The following is an 18,708-nucleotide window of genomic DNA, read 5'->3' as shown; positions in this document are numbered from 1 at the left end:
ATGCTGTCCCGCCTGCGCGCCCTCGGCCTCGCTGCTCCCCTTGCTCTCGCCGCGATCACGACCGCGTCCTCCGCTGACGCTTTTTGCGGCTTCTATGTTGCAGGCGCGGATTCCACGAAGCTCTTCAACAACGCCACGATGGTCGTGCTGATGCGCGAGGGCACGCGGACCGTGCTCTCGATGCAGAACAACTACCAAGGGCCGCCGGAGAACTTCGCGATGGTCGTCCCGGTGCCCGTGGTCCTGCAAAAAGAGAACGTCAAGACCTTGCCCATGGCGGTGTTCGACAAGGTCGACAAACTCGCGGCGCCGCGGCTCGTCGAGTACTGGGAGCAGGACCCTTGCGCGCCGCTGCCGCCGCCAATGCCGATGGCCGCGCCGGGCGGCGCGAGGGTCATGCGGTCGGGGCCCGCGCGGGAGAGCGCGGCCGATCTCGGCGTGACGATCGAGGCCCAGTTCACCGTGGGCGAATATGAGGTCGTCATCCTGAGCGCGCGCGACTCACTCGGGCTCGATACGTGGCTCCGCCAGGAGAAATACAAGATTCCCGCGGGCGCCGAGCCCCTGCTTCGCCCGTACGTGCAGGGCGGAAGCAAATTCTTCGTGGCCAAGGTCGACACGAAGAAGGTGCGCTTCGAAAACGGACAGGCCATGCTTTCGCCGCTCCGGTTCCATTATGACAGCGAGACGTTCGCGCTGCCGGTGCGGCTCGGGCTCGTGAACTCCGCGGGCACGCAAGACCTCATCGTGCACATTCTCGCGCGCGGGCAGCGGTACGAGACGGCGAACTATCCGAACGTCGCCATTCCGACGAACCTCGACGTGAAGGACAAGGTTCGGAACGATTTCGGCGCGTTTTACGCGGCGCTCTTCGATCGCACGCTCGCGAGGCAGCCGAATGCCGCGATCACCGAATACGCGTGGGACGCGGGGTCATGTGACCCTTGCCCCGGGCCCACGCTCGACGGCTCGGACCTCGCGACGCTCGGCGCGGACGTGATCGGCGACGCACAGCAGGTCGCGGGGCCGGCCCCCGCGCCGCCAGGGATCGGGCCCGCGCCCGCGCCGCCCATGCCGAGGCCGATGCCGCGCTGGCGTGGAGGGAGCGGGTTTGTCCTGACGCGCCTTCACCTGCGGTATGGCAAGGAGGGGCTCGGGGAGGATCTCGTGTTCCGGGCCGCGCCGCCGATCGTCGGCGGACGCGAGTTTTTGACCGACGGGAAAAAGCTCGAGACGGGCGCGGTGCAGAGCGGCATCAACAACTTCCAGGGGCGGTATGCGATCCGGCACGCGTGGACCGGAGCCGTCACGTGCCCGAATCCGCGGCGCGGAATCTGGGGTGGGCCGCCCAGCGGCGTGGCGAGCAAGGGCACGGAGGCCGCGCAAAAGCTCGCGTTCGCGAAACGCGGCGGGATCGAGCTCGCCGCGCTGGTTCAGCGCGACGAGAGTGAGACGCGGATCGACAGTGGCCCGCTCGTCCCCGCGCCGGCGATGTATGCAGCGGCGCCCGCCACGGATACGACGAATACGACCCCGCCGCCTGCGGATTCGACGACGCCCGGGGCGACGGGCGCGGGTACGTCCGGGCCGCCGGCCGAGCCGCCGAAGGGGGGTTGTGCGGGGTGCCGCGTGGGCGAAACCAGCGGCGAGCCAGGGCCCATGGGCGCTGGGTTCGTCGCGGCGATCGGCGCCGTCGCGCTGCGGCTCTTGCGGCGTCGAACGGCGCGTTGAGGTTTTACCCGCGCAGGCGCTCGCTAAAGAATGCGAGCACGCGGTCGAGCGCCTGTCGCGTGGGGTGACCCGCCTCGTCGACGAGGTCGTTCGTCACGACCGAATGCGCGCGCCGCGGGATGCCCCAGCGGTTGCCCGGGCCCGAGTCGATTTCGATGGTCTCGACCGCGGGGCCGAGCTCTTTGCGCAGAGACACGAAGCGCTCGCCCGGGCAAAGAGCGTCGTGCGTGAATCGCATCGCGAGCACCTGCGCGCCGGACGCGCATCGCTCCTTCACCGCGGCGAGATCACGCTCCGAGATGTGCATGCCCGCGCGGCGCGCCGTGCCGAGGCCGAACGGGAGCGACGGCTGGCTCAGCACCGGCGCCGCAACCGTGCGGTCGACCATGAGCGAGAGCGCGAAATTGCCCGTGATGCACATTCCGATCGCGCCAACGCCCTTGCCCCCGAGCTCCGCGTGCACGTGGCGGCAGAGCGCGCGCAGCCAATCGACGAGGGGGCTTGATTCGTTCGCCGCGAGCACGGCGAACTCGCGCGAGATGCAGGCGCGCGCGAGCTCGGAGAGGGCGTAGGGCATCGAGAGCGGTTTTCCCGGCGTTCCGAAGAGCTGCGGCAGGAAGACCGTGTACCCCTCGGTCGCGACGCGCTCGGCGAAACGAATGACCGAAGGCGTGATGCCGGGCATCTCGGTCATGATGACGACGCCGGGCCCGCTGCCGCGACGGTAGACGTCCTTCTCGGCGCCGTCGTGGGTGAAGGATTGTCGCTGGAAACCGTCGAGCTCGATGGCCATGGCCGCGCATGCTAGCGCGGATCTTTCCCTCAATAAAGGGCGTCGACGGCCTTCTGGTGGACCTCTTTGCGTTTGCGAACGACGGACGGAGCTTCCGAGGGCATGGGCATGGGCGCGGACATGGCGTCGTCCGAGAATTCGAAGCTGTACTCCCCGGAAGAGGCCTTCGGGACCGGGCGATCGGCTTCCGGCATGTCCTTGGCCACCGAGGTCATGTTCGCCGCGAGCTTTTCGAGCTCGGCGCTCGGCGTGCGCTTCGATTGCGCGAGGGCCGTCGCAGCGCCTTGTTCGAGCATCCCGCGGGCGCGCACGTAAGCGCCCTGCTTGCCGAGCTCGAGTGCCTGGAGCGTCGTCGCGGATGCCTCGGCGAGCGCGGCCGAGAGCTCGACCGCGGGGTTTTTCGCCTTCGCGACCTCGCCCTCGTCGAGCGTGGTCCGCGCGCCGAGGTAGAGGCGCCTTTCGAGGCGGCCGGCCTGTTCGAGCGCGTCGTCGAACGTGAGCACCGCGTCGAGCAGCTCGATCGGCACGCCCGCTTTGCGCGGTGTCACCGTCATTCGAACCACGACGTCGCGGCTGTCCCCGCGCACGATGTCGCCGAGCGGCAAGTAGGCGGCGGCGCTGCCCGGCGAGACCATTTCACCTCCAACGATCGCGTCGATCCGCACGCCGGGGCCGGGCGTCAACGTGACCGAGGCCTTCCGGCCGTACACCGTGTCGAGGCGATCGAGCTCCTCCCGGAAGAACCCGGCGAGTTTGTCCGCGCTCTCGATGTAGCGGTACCGTCCGCCGGAGAGGCTCGCGAGCTTGCCCATGAGCGTCTCGTCGTAATCGAGCCCGAGTCCGAGCGTCGTGACCGCGACGCCGCGTTCGGCGGCCCTCTTCGCGTTGTATTCGAGGCTCGCCGCCTGGTTCGGGATGCCGTCGCCGAGGAGCACGACGCGGTTCACGCCATTCGGATTGTAATTCGCGAGCACCTCGTCGAGCGCCGTCTGGAGCCCGCCCGCCATTTCAGTCGTGCCGCGCGCCTCCATGGCCGTGATACGTTGACGCGCTTCTTGTCGGACCTCGTCGTCGAGTTCGGTCGACGGGATGAGGACCTCGGCCTTCGAATGAAACACGACGACCGCGAGCCGGTCGCCGTCCTTGAGCGAGTCGATCACCTGCAGGCTCGCGCGCCGCGCGGCCACGATTCCCTCGCCCTCCATCGAGCCCGAGGTATCGATCGCGAGCGCGACGTTCACGGGTCCACGCTCGCGCGCGGGGCGCGGCGCGGTCGAGAGCCGGAGGACGGCGTAGACCGTGCTGTCCCCGTTCGCGAGGAGCATGGGCGAGCCGAGCAGCGCCTCCACGCGGACCGCGTTCGGATCCCGCGCGCCCGAGGGCGACGCGGCCGGCCCGCAGCCGAGGACGAAGAGGACGGCGGCGACGAGGAGGAGGGGTATTGACGTACGAAACGCGAGATCTCTCATGGCGACTCCAGAACCCGCCTGAGACGCGCGAGGGCGCCCGAAGATTTGGCGGTGTGCGATCGAAAGGTCGCGCTCGCGCCTTTTTCGCTCGAGGTGCTGAATGCGGGTGGACAAACCGTGCTCGAAAGCGTGAAGGGAGACGGCTCCGGCGGCCCCGCGCGGCGTGTGCGGTGGGACGTGCTTGGCCTCGTGCCCTGAGCGCGAATCGGGTAGGCTTTCGCCATGGTCTCCACCGTTCATTGCCCGAACTGCGGGGCGCCTGCGCAAGCAGGCAGCGCCACCTGTTTTTATTGCCGCGCCGTCCTCGCTTGGCCCGGCGCGCCCGGCGGCGGGGCGCAGGCGAGCGGACCCGGCGGCATGCCGGCCGGGGTCGTCGAGGCGCTGCGCGCCGGCAACAAGATCGAGGCGATCCGGCTCTACCGGGAAGCGCGAAAATCCTCGCTCCTCGACGCGAAGAACGCCGTGGAGGCCCTGGAGAAGCAGCTCGGTCTCGGGTGAGCTCGGCTTCCGTGCGAGAGATGTTCGGGGAGGCTTGATCGAACGGACGGCATCCGTTATGTTAGACGACACCACGCTTTGTTGGAGGGTCGTCCGATGAACCAGCGCAACGCTCGTGTGATCGATCTCGACGAGATGCGAAGGAAGCGCGCAGACGAGCAGCGCCGGAAGGCGGAGGCGTCGCCGGTCGTGCTCGTCTGGGTGCCCGTCTGGTTCTGGGTGCCCGTCTGGCCTGCGATGTGAATGGGGAAGTGGCCCGCCGCGCGGGCTACTTCGCCGTGCTGGGCATACACATCATCATCGGCATCCCGCCGCACATCATCATCAACGGAATGCCGGCGGACATCATGCGGGCCATGGCCTCGCCGCGCTCCTTCATCATGTCCATGGAGATGCCCTCGCCGGGCGTCAATTTGCAGGTCATTCCGTCCTTCGTCATTTCATAGGTCATACGACACATCATCGGCATCATGCCCATGCCCATCATGCCGGGCATCATGCCCATCATGGGCATCATGTTCATCATGCCGGGCATCATGCCCATGCCCATCATGCCGGGCATCATGCCCATGCCGGGCATCATGCCCATCATGCCGGGCATCATGCCGGGCATGGGCATTCCGGACATACCGGGCATCATGTTCATCATGGGCATACCCTGCATGGGCGAGCCCATCATGGGCATCGACGAGGACATCATGGGCATCGGCATGTTCATCGCGGGCATTGCATTCGTCATGACGCGGTCTCCTTTTCCGTCGGTCTAACGCTCATACACGGCCGCGGTATAAGTCGCAATGCGGGAAATCCCGCATTTTTGCGATGCGCCCGGAACGGAGTGAAAATTCGCTTTTCGCTTCTCGCTCCGTCCCGGTTGCGCGTAGGATCTCGGCCCATGCTTCGACACGCTCCACGCCCGCTTTTCGTCTCTTCCCTCTTCTTGCTCGTCGTCGCCGGTGCCGGCTCCGCCCGCGCCGCGGACACGTCGACCCTCGGCACCCTCTCGCTCCGGCCCACGATTCACGCCGTAGGCGTCACGGCCGCGGTCTCGGGGGACGACGACGGGGACGCCACCGTGAAGCTCGCGTTCCGCAAAGCCGGCGACGCGAGCTTCACCCCCGGCCATTCGCTCCTCCGCACGTCCGGCGGGCGCCGCGGCAGCGCCCTCTTCCTGGAGCCCGCGACGGAATACGAGGTGCGCGTCACGCTCGACGATCCCGACAACGGCGCGCCGCAGGAGGTCGCAGGCACGATTCGCACGCGTGACGATGCGCCCCCGCCGCAAGGCAGCAAGCACCTTTACGTGGACGCGAAGAATGGCTCGGATGGAAACGACGGATCCCAAGGCGCGCCGTTCAAGAGCATCGGCGCCGCGGCGGCCGCGGCGGGCCCGGGGACGGTCGTGCACGTCGCGGCCGGGGTTTATCGAGAGACCGTGACGGTCGAGGGGAATCACGGCGGCGCTGCGGGAAACCCCGTGTGGTTCGTCGCGGAGCCGGGCGCGATCATCGACGGCTCCGATCCGGCGCTCGAGGACGGTTCGGTTTTCCAATCGGAAGGCAATGGGATCTACGCGGCGCCTTTCTCCGGGACCTCGCAGTACGTCGCCGTGGATGACGTGCGCCTCTACGATTACAGCTCCCTCGCGGATCTGGAGTCCGCCGCCGCGGGCCTCGCCGGCGGGTTTTACGTCGACGCCGCCGCGGGCAAGATTTACTTGAAACTCCCGGACGGCGGATCGCCTGCCGGGCATGCGATTCACGTGGCCATCCGCAACGTCGGCATTCTCCTCGACACCGTCACCGACGTCGTCGTCGAGGGCTTTGAGATCCGGCATCTCGGCGCCGACGCCGAGGGGGCGGGCATCGACGTGCGCGACACGGCGCGCGCGTGGGTCCGGAAAAACCATATTCACCACATGAATGCCGGCGTTCGCGTGCGCAGGCCGCTCGCGGCGGAGAACGTCATCGAGGACAACGTCGTCCGCGACACGAGCATCTGGTCGTGGCCCTGGAGCTCCGTCAAGGCGCATACCCCCGAGGCGAGCGCCATCAGCATCACCGGCGGCGCAGGCAACGTCGTCCGGCGAAACCAGCTCACCGGCACGTTCAATGGGGTATACATCGGCAGTTTCGACGATTCCTCGGAGACGGTCGCCCCGGATACGGACGTATACGAGAACCTGCTCGTCGAGCACGGCGACGACGGACTCGAGCCCGAAGGGGCCTGCGTGAACGTGCGGCTCTGGAACAACCACATGCGCGGGGTGCTGAACGGCGTGTCGCTCGCGCCGATCGAGGTCGGCCCGCTGTTCGTGGTGCGCAACGTGATCGACGGCTTCAAGGAGCACGCGCTCAAGGTGAACAATGGCTCGCAGGGCTTCATGCTCGTTTATCACACGACGAGCCGCCCGGCCGCGGAGCTCACGGAAGCGCAGGCGATCGCCCCGACGATTCCGTTCGCGAATCTGATCACGCGGAACAACATCTGGGCGTCGCATCGTTACGTCATCGAGAGCAGCATCACGCCGAGCGGGCCCGTGGATCTCGACTGGGACAATCTGTTCACGGACATCCTCGACGGGACGCCGCGATTCGTGAAATGGCTCGACGTGAAGTATACGAGCATCGCGGAGCTCGCGGCCTCGGGCACGATCGAGAGCCACGGGTTTGAGGTCGAGCCCAAGTACGAGGACGCGGAGGGCGGCGATTTCACGCCGGTGGCGGGGAGCGGGCTCGTCGACGTCGGCGTGGTGATCGAGGGCATCAACGATCGATTCGTGGTCGGCGCGGCGCCCGATCTCGGCGCGTTCGAGCGCGGAGGTGTGGGACCGCTGCCGGACGGCGGATTGCCCGACGGCGGCTCCGGGGCCTCGTCGAGCGGCACGGGCGGAGGCGGCGGGGATGGTAATGGCGCCGGCGGCAATGGCAGCGGCGCGGCCGGGGACGAGGGCGGTTGTGGGTGCCGTCTCGGGGATGGGGCCGCGCCGGGGCTCGGGCTCTATGCATTCGGCGCGCTCGCCTGGGGGCTTTCGCGACGGAGGCGCAGAGGCTAAAGCGAAGGGCTAACGAGCGACGATCACGACGACGGTGGTGTCGTCGGCGTCCGGTCCCTGAACAGCTCGGAGCAGGGCCTCGGCCACATCGGCGGGGGAAGGGGTTGTCTCGACGACGATGTCCCGGATTCGCTCCTCGGCGAGGGAGGACCAGAGGCCATCGGTGCACAGCACGAAGCAATCCCCGGGCTCGACCTCGACGGTCCGGGGGTCGATCTGCTCGGGCCCCTGGAGGTGTCCGAGCATTCGCGTGGATATCTGTTTGGTTTCGGGGAGCAGGTCCGTCGGGTATCCTTGCTCCTCCAGGGCGGTCCGCAAGTTGTGGTCGCGGAGCAGCTGCTCGATCGTTCGGCCTCGGATCCGGTACACCCGACAAACTCCTACCTGCGCGACGCTCATGCGGTTTTCTCCCCACGCATGCAGTGCGGTGCACGAGGTGGCGTGGTGCGAAAAGACGCGATGGGGCCAACGCTGGCGATCCCGCACTGCATCCGCGGCTTCGAGGGAGGCATGCAGCCGGTCCTCGCCGTTCCTTTGGAGAACGGCCTTTCGTACCTCTTCCTGTCGGTCCTCCATGGCCCGCATCGTGGAATTCGCCGCCCACAGCGCTGCGCGGAGCCGGTCCTCGCCGCCATCGCCATCGAGCGCCTCGGCGAGGGCCGCCAGGCCGGGATCCACGCCGAAGGGCGCGTAATAACCGCCGTACGTCGGGCCCGAGGCGTCCGCGACGAGGAAAAGGCCGCGGCGCTCGTCGATCCGCCATCGGTCGTCGTTTTCGCCGTACGCGCTCGCGAACGAGCGCGTGCTCATCCGCGTGCGCGCAGCGGCGTGGAGCGCGAGGGAGCGCGGCATTCCTCAGAAGCTCATTTTCATTCCCACGGACCTCGGCCCCACGAAAAACTCCGGGCCCGCGGCGAGGTCTTCGCGCACGAGGACCTTTTGCTTGGCGACGATCCCGGCGATGAGCATGGCCGCTCCGCCGGCCTGGACGAGGCCGTCGAAGACGAAGAGGGGCCTCACGATGTCCTCGGAGCTCCTGAAATTACCCGCCCCGGCGACGATAAACGGGCCGATCACGGGCACGAACAGCGCGGGCCAGGGAGCGGTGTTCGACTCGGCCACCGCTCCCCCGACCGCCGTGAAGAAATAAAACGTCCCGAAGACGATGCTGCCCGCAATGACGAGCCCCTTTCGCATGCGCTCCTCGAGCACGTATCCGGGGGGAACGACGCCTCCCTTGTACGGCATGACGGGCTTCCGCTCCTCGGCCTCGGCGCCGGCGGCGGGGGGATAACCATACCCGGGAGGAGGCGGCGGATACCCCGGTTGTCCGTATGGATAGGGATAGGGGTATGGATACGGGTACGGGTACGGACCCGGCTGCACACCGGGCGGTGGAGTCCCGGGCGGGAGCGGCGCCGCCGCCCCGGGAGGCGGGGGGGCCGGCGCCGGCGCTGCCGCGGCCGGGGGAGGTGGCGCAGCGGGCGCCTTCTGCGACTGCGCCGCCGACGTGGCCGGCGCGCCGAGCAAGCCGACGCCGAATGCCACGGCGCCGAGGCGCGTCGCGTATTTTCGTTTTTGCTTTGTGGATGTCGTGAAATGCAAGCTCAAGGTCGTTCCCTCCCGCCTGGACGCGTGCTCCGCGAACCGAGGAGGCATCGTATCCCGAGCGCGCCACGGGCTGCAAGTCGGATACGGCGGACGCGCCGCGTCACGGCGTGGCGCCGGGCCTGAGCTCCGTGCGAATGCGGAGTGATTCCGCCTCGATCTGTTCCGGCTCGACGCCAATCTCCGTGAGGAGCATCTCCGCCAGCCGAACGGCGACCTCGGCCTCCTCGTAACAGACGGCCGTGGCGCGGTGCGTCTCGAGCGCCTCGCGCTCGCTGATGTAATGGGCGCGCACGAAGATCGGCAGGTCGGGCTGCAGGGCCCGCGCGACGTTGACCACCGCGGCCCGCGTCTCCGGGTTCGGCGTGGTCACGACGAGGTAATCGGCGGTTTCGATACCCGCCGCGTGGAGGACCTCGGCCCTGCGTGCGTCGCCGTACACGGCATTTCGGCCCGTATGCGTCAACTCGGTGACGGTGTCGATGCTCAATTCCACGATCACAGAGCAGACGTTGAATCGATCGAGGATGTCCACGGCCGTACGGCCGACAGGGCCATACCCCACGACGATCGCACGGACGTCACAAGCGCGGATCGGCTCTTTCGGGGCCTGCTCCCGGAGCGCCTCCCCGCGCGCCTCGGCGCGGCGGTTGAGCCCTCGCCAGAGGGTCGGGCGGCCGCGCAGCCATTCTTCGAGGGGATCCATGAGCCGGAAGAGCAAGGGGTTCAGGGCGATGGATGCAATCGCGCTCGCCACGAGCACGCTGCGCCCCTCCGCGGGGAAGAGGTCGACCTTGTTCGCCGCGTCGGCGAGGATGAACGAGAATTCGCCGATCTGCGCGAGGCCAATCGCGACCGTGAGCGCCGTCCGCACCGAATACCCGAGGACCACGACCACGACGAGCGCGGCAAGGGGTTTGGCGAGGAGGATGATCGCGAGCACCAAAAGGACGAGCCCGGGCTGCGCGAGGAGCGAGCGCGGATCGAACTGCATGCCGACGGTGACGAAGAAGAGCACCGCGAAGGCGTCCCGCATCGGGAGCGCATCCGCGGCGGCCTGGTGGCTGACCTTCGATTGCCCGACGACCATGCCCGCGAGGAACGCGCCGAGCGCCATCGACGCGCCGAAAATGACCGCCGAGCCCGTGGCCACGGCGAGCGCGACCGCGAGGACGGCGAGCGTGAAGAGCTCCCGGCTGCGTGAGCGCGCGACGCGCGTGAGGAACCAGGGGACGGCGCGCGGGCCAATGACGAGCACGATCGCGATGAGCGCGGTGAGCTTCACCAATCCGATGCCGATGACCCCGGCCGCCTCGAGTGGCGAGGCGTGCGCGCCCCGCAAAGACGCGAGCACCGGGACCATGAGGAGAATGACGACCGTGAAGATGTCCTCGACGATGAGCCAGCCGACGGCGACGTGCCCGTGCGGCGTTTCGAGCGCATCGTGATCGGTGAGCATGCGGATCAGCACGACCGTGCTCGCCACGGCCACGGACATCCCGAGCACGAGCCCGGCCGAGGTGGACCAGCCGAACGCGAGCGCGACCGCGGTCCCGAGCGCGGTCGCGATGAGGCTCTGCACGATCGCGCCCGGCACGGCGATGCGCCGGACCTTGAGGAGATCGGCGAGGTGGAAATGCATGCCCACGCCGAACATGAGCAGGACGATGCCCACCTCGGCGAGCTGTGAGGCGAGCTCGAGGTTCGCCACGAATCCGGGGGTTCGCGGGCCGACGACGATGCCGGCGAGGAGGTACCCCAGGATGGGCGAGGCGCCGAGCCGTTGCGTGAGCATGCCGAGCAGGAGCGCCGCGAGGAGCCCGCCCGTCAGCGTGAGGATGAGGTCGTAGGCATGCATTCGTCCGGAGGACGAAGAGCAGGAGGCGGACCCGGTGAGGGCAACCCGACGAGCGAGCATCTTGGGGGCGATTTCGCCCGCTCGCTCGACACGGAATTCACGCGATGGCGCGCACCACGCCGCCATCCACGAGGAGCGCCGCGCCCGTGGTGGCCGACGCGCGAGCGCTGCACACGTAGGCGATCATGGAGGCGACCTCGTCCGGCGTCGCGAATCGCTGGATGATCGAGGTCGGCCGCGCCGTGGCGAAGAACTCGCGCTCGACGGTGGCGACGTCCACGCCGCGCGCCGCCGCGAGCTGGGCGACGAACGCGCCCACGCCTTCGGACGACGTCGGGCCGGGCAGGACGCTGTTCACGGTCACGCCAGTCCCGCGCAGCGTCTCGGCCAGGCCCTTCGCGACCGCGAGCTGCGCCGTCTTCGTCATGCCGTAATGGATCATCTCGGTCGGGATCTGGAGCGCCGACTCGCTCGACACGAAGACGACGCGGCCCCAGTTGCGGGCCCGCATGCCGGCCACGTAATGGCGCGAGAGACGCACGCCGCTGAGCACGTTCGTCTCGAAGAACCGGAGCCAGTCCTCGTCCGGGATCTCTTCGAATGGTTTGGGCTCAAAGATTCCCATGTTGTTGACGAGCACGTCGACGTCGGGGAGCTTCGAGGTGAGCGCCTGGCATCCGGCCGCGGTCGAGAGGTCGGCCGCGATGCCTTCGATCGTCGCGCCGGGTAGCGCGCGCCGGAGCGCGTCCACGGCGCCTTGCACGCGGGCTTCGGTCCGTCCGTTCACCGTCACGAGCGCGCCCTCGCTCGCCAGCGCGTGCGCGGCGGCGAGGCCGATTCCCGCGGTCGAGCCCGTCACGAGCGCCCGCTTCCCCGTCAATCCGAGATCCATGTCTTCCTCCTTGCTCGGGCGGATGCTAGCGCGCGCGGCGGCCACGCGCAGCGAGCACGACGGTTTTGCCGGTCCGCCGCTCGGCGCGAGCGAAGGCCCCTGCCTCGGGCGCCCGGAGCGCAGGCGCGAAAATGGAGCCCGGGGCGGCGCGCACGCCGTTTGCCGGAGTGCCCGTATGGCCACACATCCGAAACACGGGACACCCGACGATCCGCTCGCCCGACAGCCGTCCGGCGGGACGCAGGGCGATGTGCGCCGCGGCGAGCACACCCCCACGGGTCAGAGCCATTACCACGAGCTCGGCTTGAAGGAGCAAAGGTCGCCGCTCGCGCCGCGAGGCGGGTCGACCGCGGACGACGCGCCGATGGTCGACAAGAGCGACGCGAGCGCGCATCAAGCCGAGGGACCCGGAGGAAAAGGGACAGGCGGCGGCGGAGGCGGCGCGTAACGGTTTGTCCAAGCGCATCAAAAAAAGAGCCCCGGAGAGCAGGGAGGGAGACTGCTCTCCGGGGCCACGTTGCTGTTCGTCGATTCGCCTGCGGTGGTTCAGGGCGCCGGCGGAGGCGGCGGCGCAGGCGGCGGGGGCGGCATCGGCGCGCCGTGCGGCATGGGATGAGGCATCGCCTTTCCATGCGGCATGGGATGAGGCATCGCCTGTCCATGCGGTGCCGGCGGCGCCGGAGGGGCGGGCGGCGCCAACGGCGCCGCATGCGGTCCCGGAGGCGCGGGCGGAGCGGGCGGCATCGGCGGCTCGGCGTGCTTGGCCTTCTTGCGCGCCTTGCGGGCCTTCTTGCGCGCCTTCATGGCCTCTTCCTCGGCCTCTTCCTCGGCCTCGCGCGCCTCTTCGAGCGCGTCCTCGCGCGCTTGCTGCAAGACCTCGAGGGCGGTCTCCATGGCCCGGCGGCGGATCTCGGGCATCTGCTCGCGCAGCTCGCGCAGCTGCTCCTGCATCTCCTCGCGCGCCTCTTCGAGCTCCTTGCGCGCGTCCTTGCGGGCCCGCTTGATCTCACGCTCGGCGCGCTTGCGCGCGTCCTTGTCGTGCACGTTGCTCCGCACGTCGGCGAGGGCGCGCTCGACCTCGGCTTCGATTTGCTCGGCCGAGGGCAGTGAGCGCTCGATCTGCTCGAAGTCGATATCGATCTCCGGCGCCGGCACGTGGATGCGGATCCGGCCCGGACCACGCGCGACCTCGTTGTCGTTGTCGTCGTCGTTGTCGTCGTCGTTGTCGTTGTCGTTGTCGTTGTCGTCGTTGTCTTCGTCCTCGTCGTCCTCGTCGTCCTGCGCGACGGGGCCGTGACGACCGTGATGCCTGCGGGCGTGTTCCTCGCCGTGGCGTTTCGCCGTCTTGGCGTGGTCCTTGTCCTTCTGCTTCGGCCCCTCGCAGACGTCGTCCTCGTCCTCGTCCTCGTCCGCGTCCTCGTCGTCCTCGTCCACGAGGGCGGCGGGCATGGGCCTCGGCGCGGGCGCGGCGCCTTTCTGGGCGGCTGGCGTCGCGGGGGGCAAACCCTTCGCTTCGGCCACGCCGCAGGCGCAAGGCGCGAGCAGCGTGAGCGCGGTCAGGACGAACGCGACGATCGGCGCGGCCCAGAGCGGCTTGCGCGGCTCCGTGGTCAAACCTTCGCCCCGCACGAGGCGCTCGACGCGCTGGCGCAGCTCGCTCGTGCCCGCCGCCATCGTCGGCACGGGCAGGCCCGTCATCGGTCGATGGACCCAGCGCGCCACCTTCGTGAGGCATTCCGCGAGGTCGAGCGGACGCGCCGTGCGCCGCGCGGCCCAATCATCGGCGAGGAGCTCCGCGCACGCCGCGAGGCGGTGCGAAGCGAGCCAGTTCAAAGGCTGGAAGAAGAACACCCGGCAAAATACGCTCGTGGCCAATCGATAGAGCGGATCGCGCCGCGCGACGTGCCCGAGCTCGTGCGCGAGCACGCTCTCCTGGGCGTCCGGACCGAGCTCTTTCGTCACGCGCTCGGGCAGACAAATTTCAGGACGACGAATGCCAAGGGCCATGGGAACGTTCACTTTCTCGGACGCGCTGAGCAAGGGCGCCCGCATGCAAATGGGCTCGCGTGCCGCGAGCGTGGCGAGGACATCACCGAGCGGCCCACCTTCGAGCCTGCGCCGGCCTTCGAGGCGCTTGCGCAGGGCCATCCAGGTGCGCCCGAGCGAACCGAGCAAGAGGAGCGCGCCAAACGCCCACCCGGCCACGAAAACGTTGGACCACGAAAGAAACGACGCGCGCGAGGCCTTCGCCGCCGGCGTCGCTTTCGTCCTGGGCACGAAGGCCGCGGGGTTCCTGGAGGTGACGATGACATGCGTCGCGGGGCCCATGTCCGTCGTCACGACGATCTCCGTCGACTGGGGCATTTCGCGTTCGATCACGCGCGCGGTGGGCGCGGGCTCCGCGAGCGAAAACGTCCCGCCCACGGGGCGGACCGACGCCGCCGTTTGCACGGTGGCCGTGACGAGCCCGCCCACGAGGGCGACGCGCCACGCGAGCTCCTGCCAATCGGGGCGATTCCGCGACAAACGGTCGAAAAGCCACGCGCCCCCGAGGAGGGCCGTGCTGTGTATCAGGTACGTGACCAACCATCCCACGAAGGTGTTCATCGCTTCCCTTCCTTCTTGGCCGCGGCGATCATTCGTTCGAGCTCGGACAGCTCGTCGGCGCGTATCTCGTGGCGCGAGATCAGGTGCGACACGAGCGCCACCGGATCTCCCCGGAAGAGGCGCTCGGTCAGGTCGGAGACCATGCCTCGCGTGACCTGATCCTCGCTCACCGTGGGCCGATAAATGAATTTCCGACCCTCGGCGCGGTGCGCCACGACGCCCTTCTCCTCCATCTTCTTCAGCATGGTGGCGATGGTCGTGGGCGCGAGGCCACGCTCCGAAAGCAAGGCCTGGTGCACGTCCGTGACCGTGGCCTCGCCGAGCTCCCAGAGCACTCGCATGATCGCGAGCTGCAAAGCACCGAGGTGCGTGGGCTTCTGCCCCCCCTCGGCTTCGTCCTCGAATGCGTCCTTGCCCTTGTCCTTGTTCGACACGTGCTCCTCGTAATTACTACTCAGGTAATACTACCTTGGTAGTAGATGGAGGGCAAGGAAGATCTTCCAAACCTGGAACGTCGGGATCCTGCTCGGGCGTCAGCCGATCCGCCGCACGACCGCGCGTGTGCCCGTCGCGATCCGGCACATCGCCCGGCTTCCGCTATCCTGCGGCCGCCCATGGCCCTGACCGCGACCATCTACCACCTGCAGGTGAACCTCTCCGACGTCGATCGCGGGGTGTACGAGGAGCTCGATCTCCGCATCGCGCGCCACCCCTCGGAGAGCATGCGTTATTTGCTGACGCGTACGATTGCGTACTGCCTGAGCTACGAGGAAGGCATTACGTTCAGCAAAGAGGGGCTCTGTTCGACGGAAGAGCCGCCGGTGGTCATTCGTGATCCCACGGGGCTGCTCCTCGCCTGGATCGATATCGGATCCCCCTCGGCCGAGCGCTTGCACAAGGCCGCCAAGGCCGCGCGACGCGTCGCGCTCTTCACGCACGCGCCGCTCGCGCTTCTTCAGCGCGAAGCGTCGTCGCGCGTCATTCACAAGGTCGACGCGATCGAGGTGTGGCGACTCGAACCGAATTTCCTCGATGCGCTCGAAGCCAAGGTCGATCGAAATACGAAGCTCGACCTCCTACGGGACGACGAGCAGCTTTACATCACCATCGGCGACAACGTCGTCTCCGGGACGATCACGCGCTCGTCGCTCGTCGAAAAATAACGAAACCGAATTTCGTCTCGCGCGTAGAATCCTGCTTCATGTGTCCCGGCCAGTGGGGGTCGTCGGCACACATCGAAAAAAGGAAGGGGAGACGATGCAAAGAGCTTCGATGGGCAGGCCGGTGCGGCGTCATTTTGGTGGCGCTTTCGCAGGCATATGCGCTTTGATCGTGGGAAGTGCCGCGACCGGCGCGGGTTGTGGCGACGATCCGGTGAATCTTCCGGGGACGACGACCTCGTCGTCGAGCTCGGGCAGCGGCGGCGCAGGCGGTGGGACCGGCGGCGGGAACACCGGCGGCGGCGGCATGGGCGGGCAAGGCGGAATGGGCGGGGGCGGAATGGGCGGGCAAGGCGGCGCCGGGGGCGGGCCCCAGCTTTGCACGACGCCGGCGCCCGGAGCGACGCGCGGCGCGGCGGTCGCGATTTCAGCGGATGACTCGACCGTCGTCGCCGTGAACCGCGACGCGGGCAGCGTGACAGTGCTGTCCGTCGAATACGACGCCGTGGACGGCCTGCCGGCGCTCACGAAAAAGGCCGAGATCGCCGTGGGTAGCGAGCCCTGGCAGGTCGCGATCGACGGCTGCGGCGACAAGGCGTACGTGGTGCTGCGCAAGGACCAGAAGGTCGTGGAGATCCGCGACCTCAAGGGAACGCCCGTCATGGGCAAGGAGGTCGCCGTCGGCTCGGAGCCCACGGCCATCGCGATCACGCCGAACAACACAGCGCTCTACGTCGCCAACTGGGTCGACGGCACGCTGTCGCACGTCGACATCGCTTCGCTCACGGTGTCGAAGACGATCGATCTGAACGGGCCACTCGCCGGCACGGGCCTGCTCGGTCCCACGGTCGCCGCGGACAAGGCGCGGCCCGCGCTCGCACACCCGCGCTCGCTCGCGATCACGAACGACGGCGACGCCGACGACGCTGACGAGAAGATCTACGCGACCGAGTTCTTCGCCCAGCGCACCGCCCCCGAGCAGATCAACGCGCAGGGCGTGTCGAACGTCGACACGAACTGGGCCGGCATCGTCTACAGCGTGAAAGCCGCGGACGGCGGGGTCTCCACGATCACCCTGCCTTCGCTCGACGACACGGGCTTCGTCGATCACAAGGGGCAAACGACAGGCTGCTTCCCGAACCAGCTCCAGTCGATCACGATCCAGAAGGATCTCGCGTACGTCACGTCGATCTGCGCGTCTCCGGCCGGCCCCGTCGGGCCGTACCAGAAGAACACCTGCACGACGAACGCGCAGTGCCAGGGCGTGAACATCCTGAGCACGTGCAATGCGACCACGGGCTCCTGCACGTACAGTTGCTCGAACGACGCCGATTGCGGCGCCGACGCGCCCGCCGGGACGTGCGAGGGCGGCGGTGGGTTCGGTACCGGCTCGTGCCGCGCGATCCCGACGAACACGAAGACCGTCGTGCACCCGGTCGTGAACGTGATCGACACGAAGGCCGACATGGCCGCGGCCGCAGCGCCGACGAACCTGAACCGGGCGCTGCGCGACGCGTACGTCGCAGCGAACGTGGCCGACGACGCGAACCGTCGTTATCCGCTGGTCGCGAACGACATCGCGTTCGTCGGGGCGACGGGCGAGGCGTACGTGCCGGCGAACGGCGCGGACGCGGTGTTCCGCGTGAGCTTCAACGATACGACCGGCGCCGTCACGAGCGTCGGCGCCGCGGACAAGAAGTTCATCGACCTCGCGCCCCAGGCGCTCGCCGAGAGCTTGAAGGGCGTGGGCCCGATCGGCGTCGCCGTGGCGAACACGCACGCGTTCGCGTTCGTGGCGAACGACATCAGCCGCAACGTGTCGGCCGTCGCGATCGATCCGGCCAAGCAGGTCGTCGCGGGCGCCGATCTCGGGTCGGCGCGCGTCGTGCAAACGGCGCCTCTGCCCGCGGACGCGGCGGGGATGTCGGTGCTGCGCGGCAAGCGGATCTTCAACACGGGGCTCGGGCGCTGGTCGCTCCGGGGCCAGGCGTGGGTCTCGTGCCAGGCCTGCCACATCGACGGCCTGAGCGACAACGTGACGTGGTACTTCGCCCGCGGCCCGCGGCAAGCGACGAGCCTCGAAGGCAGCTACGCCTCGAAGGATCCCACCGATCTGCGCATCTTCGGCTGGACGGCGTTTCAGGACGAGGCGCACGACTTCGAGAACAGCGCGCGCGGCACGCAAGGCGGCGTGGGCGCGCTCGTGACGAAGGACAGCGCGCCGCCGGTGACCACGGATCGGATCAACCTCGGGGACACGGCGAAATACGCGCCCGCAGGTGCCGCGGGCCTCAATGGTTCGACGGAGGCGATCAACGACACGGACAGCGTGCGCAAGGACTGGGACGACTTCGAGGCGTATGCGCAGAGCATCCGCTCGCCGCGCAAGCCCTCGAACCTCGATCCGGCGAAGGTCGCCGCGGGCATGACGCTGTTCATGGAGGGCGGGAGCTGCCAGGGTTGTCACGGCGGCGCGAAGTGGACGCTCTCGAAGCGCTTCTACACGCCGTCGGCCACGACGAACGAGGCGCTGCTCGCGAAGGCGTACGAGGGCGATGCGCTCATCGCCGCCGGGTTCCCCGCGGCTTTGCTCCCCGCGACCTCGGGCAACCAGTTCATGCGCTCGCCGAGCCCGAAGAACGCGGGGCTCGATCAGATCCAGTGCGTGCTCCGCCCCGTGGGCACGTTCGCGATCTCGCCGGCCGCGGTGAACGTGATCGAGGTGCGCGCCGACATGATCGCGAAGGCCCAGGGCGATGAGGCCATCGGCAAGGGCTTCAACGTGCCTTCGCTGCTCGGCATGCAGGTCGGCGCGCCGTTCTTCCACGCCGGCAACGCGCGGACGCTCGAGGAGCTGTTCTCGACCACGTTCGCCGCGCACAACAAGGCGCTCGCCGCGCCGAGTTACCTCACGGGCCCGGACGACATCGCGAACCTCGTGGCCTTCGTGCTCTCGATCGACGAGGACACGACGCTGATCGATCTGCCGGCCCAGCCGGGCGCCAAGGGCGGCGATTTCTGCGCCGCGCCCTGATCT

General features: G+C 68.5%; 17 protein-coding genes. 8 read left to right on the top strand and 9 right to left on the bottom strand.

Annotation, left to right across the window (positions count from 1 at the left end):
- Positions 1–1,731 carry a DUF2330 domain-containing protein gene (locus KEG38_RS16305; RefSeq protein WP_272420388.1) on the top strand — a complete coding sequence of 577 codons (1,731 nt, stop codon included), beginning with the start codon at positions 1–3 and terminating at the stop codon, positions 1,729–1,731.
- 4 nt (positions 1,732–1,735) lie between these two features.
- On the opposite strand, the gene KEG38_RS16300 is transcribed toward KEG38_RS16305, so the two are convergent.
- Together KEG38_RS16300 and KEG38_RS16295 are read right to left on the bottom strand one after the other, a co-directional pair.
- Positions 1,736–2,524 carry a dienelactone hydrolase family protein gene (locus KEG38_RS16300; RefSeq protein WP_272420387.1) on the bottom strand — a complete coding sequence of 263 codons (789 nt, stop codon included), beginning with the start codon at positions 2,522–2,524 and terminating at the stop codon, positions 1,736–1,738.
- Between the two features lie 29 nt (positions 2,525–2,553).
- Positions 2,554–3,993: a vWA domain-containing protein gene (locus KEG38_RS16295; protein WP_272420386.1), complete on the bottom strand. Its 1,440-nt coding sequence runs from the start codon at positions 3,991–3,993 to the stop codon at positions 2,554–2,556.
- Between the two features lie 51 nt (positions 3,994–4,044).
- Between KEG38_RS16295 and KEG38_RS16290 the strand changes: the two genes are divergently transcribed.
- The 3 genes from KEG38_RS16290 to KEG38_RS16280 all read left to right on the top strand — a co-directional run bounded on the left by KEG38_RS16290 (position 4,045) and on the right by KEG38_RS16280 (position 4,734).
- The gene (locus KEG38_RS16290; RefSeq protein WP_272420385.1) at positions 4,045–4,191 is read left to right on the top strand and encodes a hypothetical protein; all 147 of its coding nucleotides are present in this window, start codon (positions 4,045–4,047) and stop codon (positions 4,189–4,191) included.
- A 24-nt stretch (positions 4,192–4,215) separates the two neighbouring features.
- The gene (locus KEG38_RS16285; RefSeq protein ID WP_272420384.1) at positions 4,216–4,491 is read left to right on the top strand and encodes a zinc ribbon domain-containing protein; all 276 of its coding nucleotides are present in this window, start codon (positions 4,216–4,218) and stop codon (positions 4,489–4,491) included.
- A 96-nt stretch (positions 4,492–4,587) separates the two neighbouring features.
- Positions 4,588–4,734, top strand: coding sequence for a hypothetical protein (locus KEG38_RS16280; protein ID WP_272420383.1), 147 nt, complete (start codon positions 4,588–4,590; stop codon positions 4,732–4,734).
- A 25-nt stretch (positions 4,735–4,759) separates the two neighbouring features.
- Here the strand turns inward: KEG38_RS16280 and KEG38_RS16275 are convergent, their stop codons facing one another.
- Positions 4,760–5,140 (bottom strand): hypothetical protein, encoded by a 381-nt coding sequence (locus KEG38_RS16275; protein ID WP_272420382.1) that lies wholly within the window; start codon positions 5,138–5,140, stop codon positions 4,760–4,762.
- 246 nt (positions 5,141–5,386) lie between these two features.
- On the opposite strand from KEG38_RS16275, the gene KEG38_RS16270 reads away from it, so the two are divergent.
- Complete coding sequence (locus KEG38_RS16270) at positions 5,387–7,546, top strand: right-handed parallel beta-helix repeat-containing protein (RefSeq protein WP_272420381.1); 2,160 nt, start codon at positions 5,387–5,389, stop codon at positions 7,544–7,546.
- Between the two features lie 9 nt (positions 7,547–7,555).
- Here KEG38_RS16270 and KEG38_RS16265 read toward each other — a convergent pair whose 3' ends face one another.
- The 4 genes from KEG38_RS16265 to KEG38_RS16250 all read right to left on the bottom strand — a co-directional run bounded on the left by KEG38_RS16265 (position 7,556) and on the right by KEG38_RS16250 (position 11,904).
- A complete protein-coding gene (locus KEG38_RS16265) occupies positions 7,556–8,398 on the bottom strand; it encodes a PP2C family protein-serine/threonine phosphatase (RefSeq protein WP_272420380.1) in 843 nt (280 codons plus the stop codon).
- Between the two features lie 3 nt (positions 8,399–8,401).
- Positions 8,402–9,157, bottom strand: a complete 756-nt coding sequence (locus tag KEG38_RS16260) for a hypothetical protein (protein WP_272420379.1) — start codon at positions 9,155–9,157, stop codon at positions 8,402–8,404.
- Between the two features lie 100 nt (positions 9,158–9,257).
- Complete coding sequence (locus KEG38_RS16255) at positions 9,258–11,012, bottom strand: cation:proton antiporter (protein ID WP_272420378.1); 1,755 nt, start codon at positions 11,010–11,012, stop codon at positions 9,258–9,260.
- A gap of 97 nt (positions 11,013–11,109) precedes the next feature.
- A complete protein-coding gene (locus tag KEG38_RS16250) occupies positions 11,110–11,904 on the bottom strand; it encodes an SDR family NAD(P)-dependent oxidoreductase (protein ID WP_272420377.1) in 795 nt (264 codons plus the stop codon).
- A 175-nt stretch (positions 11,905–12,079) separates the two neighbouring features.
- On the opposite strand from KEG38_RS16250, the gene KEG38_RS16245 reads away from it, so the two are divergent.
- Entirely contained in the window at positions 12,080–12,352 is a 273-nt protein-coding gene (locus KEG38_RS16245; RefSeq protein WP_272420376.1) for a hypothetical protein, read from the top strand.
- A gap of 98 nt (positions 12,353–12,450) precedes the next feature.
- Here KEG38_RS16245 and KEG38_RS16240 read toward each other — a convergent pair whose 3' ends face one another.
- Positions 12,451–14,511: a M56 family metallopeptidase gene (locus tag KEG38_RS16240; protein WP_272420375.1), complete on the bottom strand. Its 2,061-nt coding sequence runs from the start codon at positions 14,509–14,511 to the stop codon at positions 12,451–12,453.
- Positions 14,508–14,945 (bottom strand): BlaI/MecI/CopY family transcriptional regulator, encoded by a 438-nt coding sequence (locus KEG38_RS16235; protein WP_272420374.1) that lies wholly within the window; start codon positions 14,943–14,945, stop codon positions 14,508–14,510. Before KEG38_RS16235 ends, KEG38_RS16240 begins: the two co-directional genes overlap by 4 nt.
- A gap of 180 nt (positions 14,946–15,125) precedes the next feature.
- Here KEG38_RS16235 and KEG38_RS16230 point away from each other — a divergent pair, with 180 nt between their 5' ends.
- Together KEG38_RS16230 and KEG38_RS16225 are read left to right on the top strand one after the other, a co-directional pair.
- Entirely contained in the window at positions 15,126–15,674 is a 549-nt protein-coding gene (locus tag KEG38_RS16230; protein WP_272420373.1) for a YaeQ family protein, read from the top strand.
- A gap of 169 nt (positions 15,675–15,843) precedes the next feature.
- Positions 15,844–18,705, top strand: coding sequence for a YncE family protein (locus KEG38_RS16225; RefSeq protein ID WP_272420372.1), 2,862 nt, complete (start codon positions 15,844–15,846; stop codon positions 18,703–18,705).
- The last annotated feature ends 3 nt before the right edge of the window (positions 18,706–18,708 follow it).

It is taken from the genome of Polyangium jinanense (assembly GCF_028435265.1).
GTDB lineage: Bacteria > Myxococcota_A > Polyangia > Polyangiales > Polyangiaceae > Polyangium > Polyangium jinanense.
Note: the sequence above shows the minus strand (reverse complement) of the source record. Positions and strands in the feature narration are given on the sequence as shown.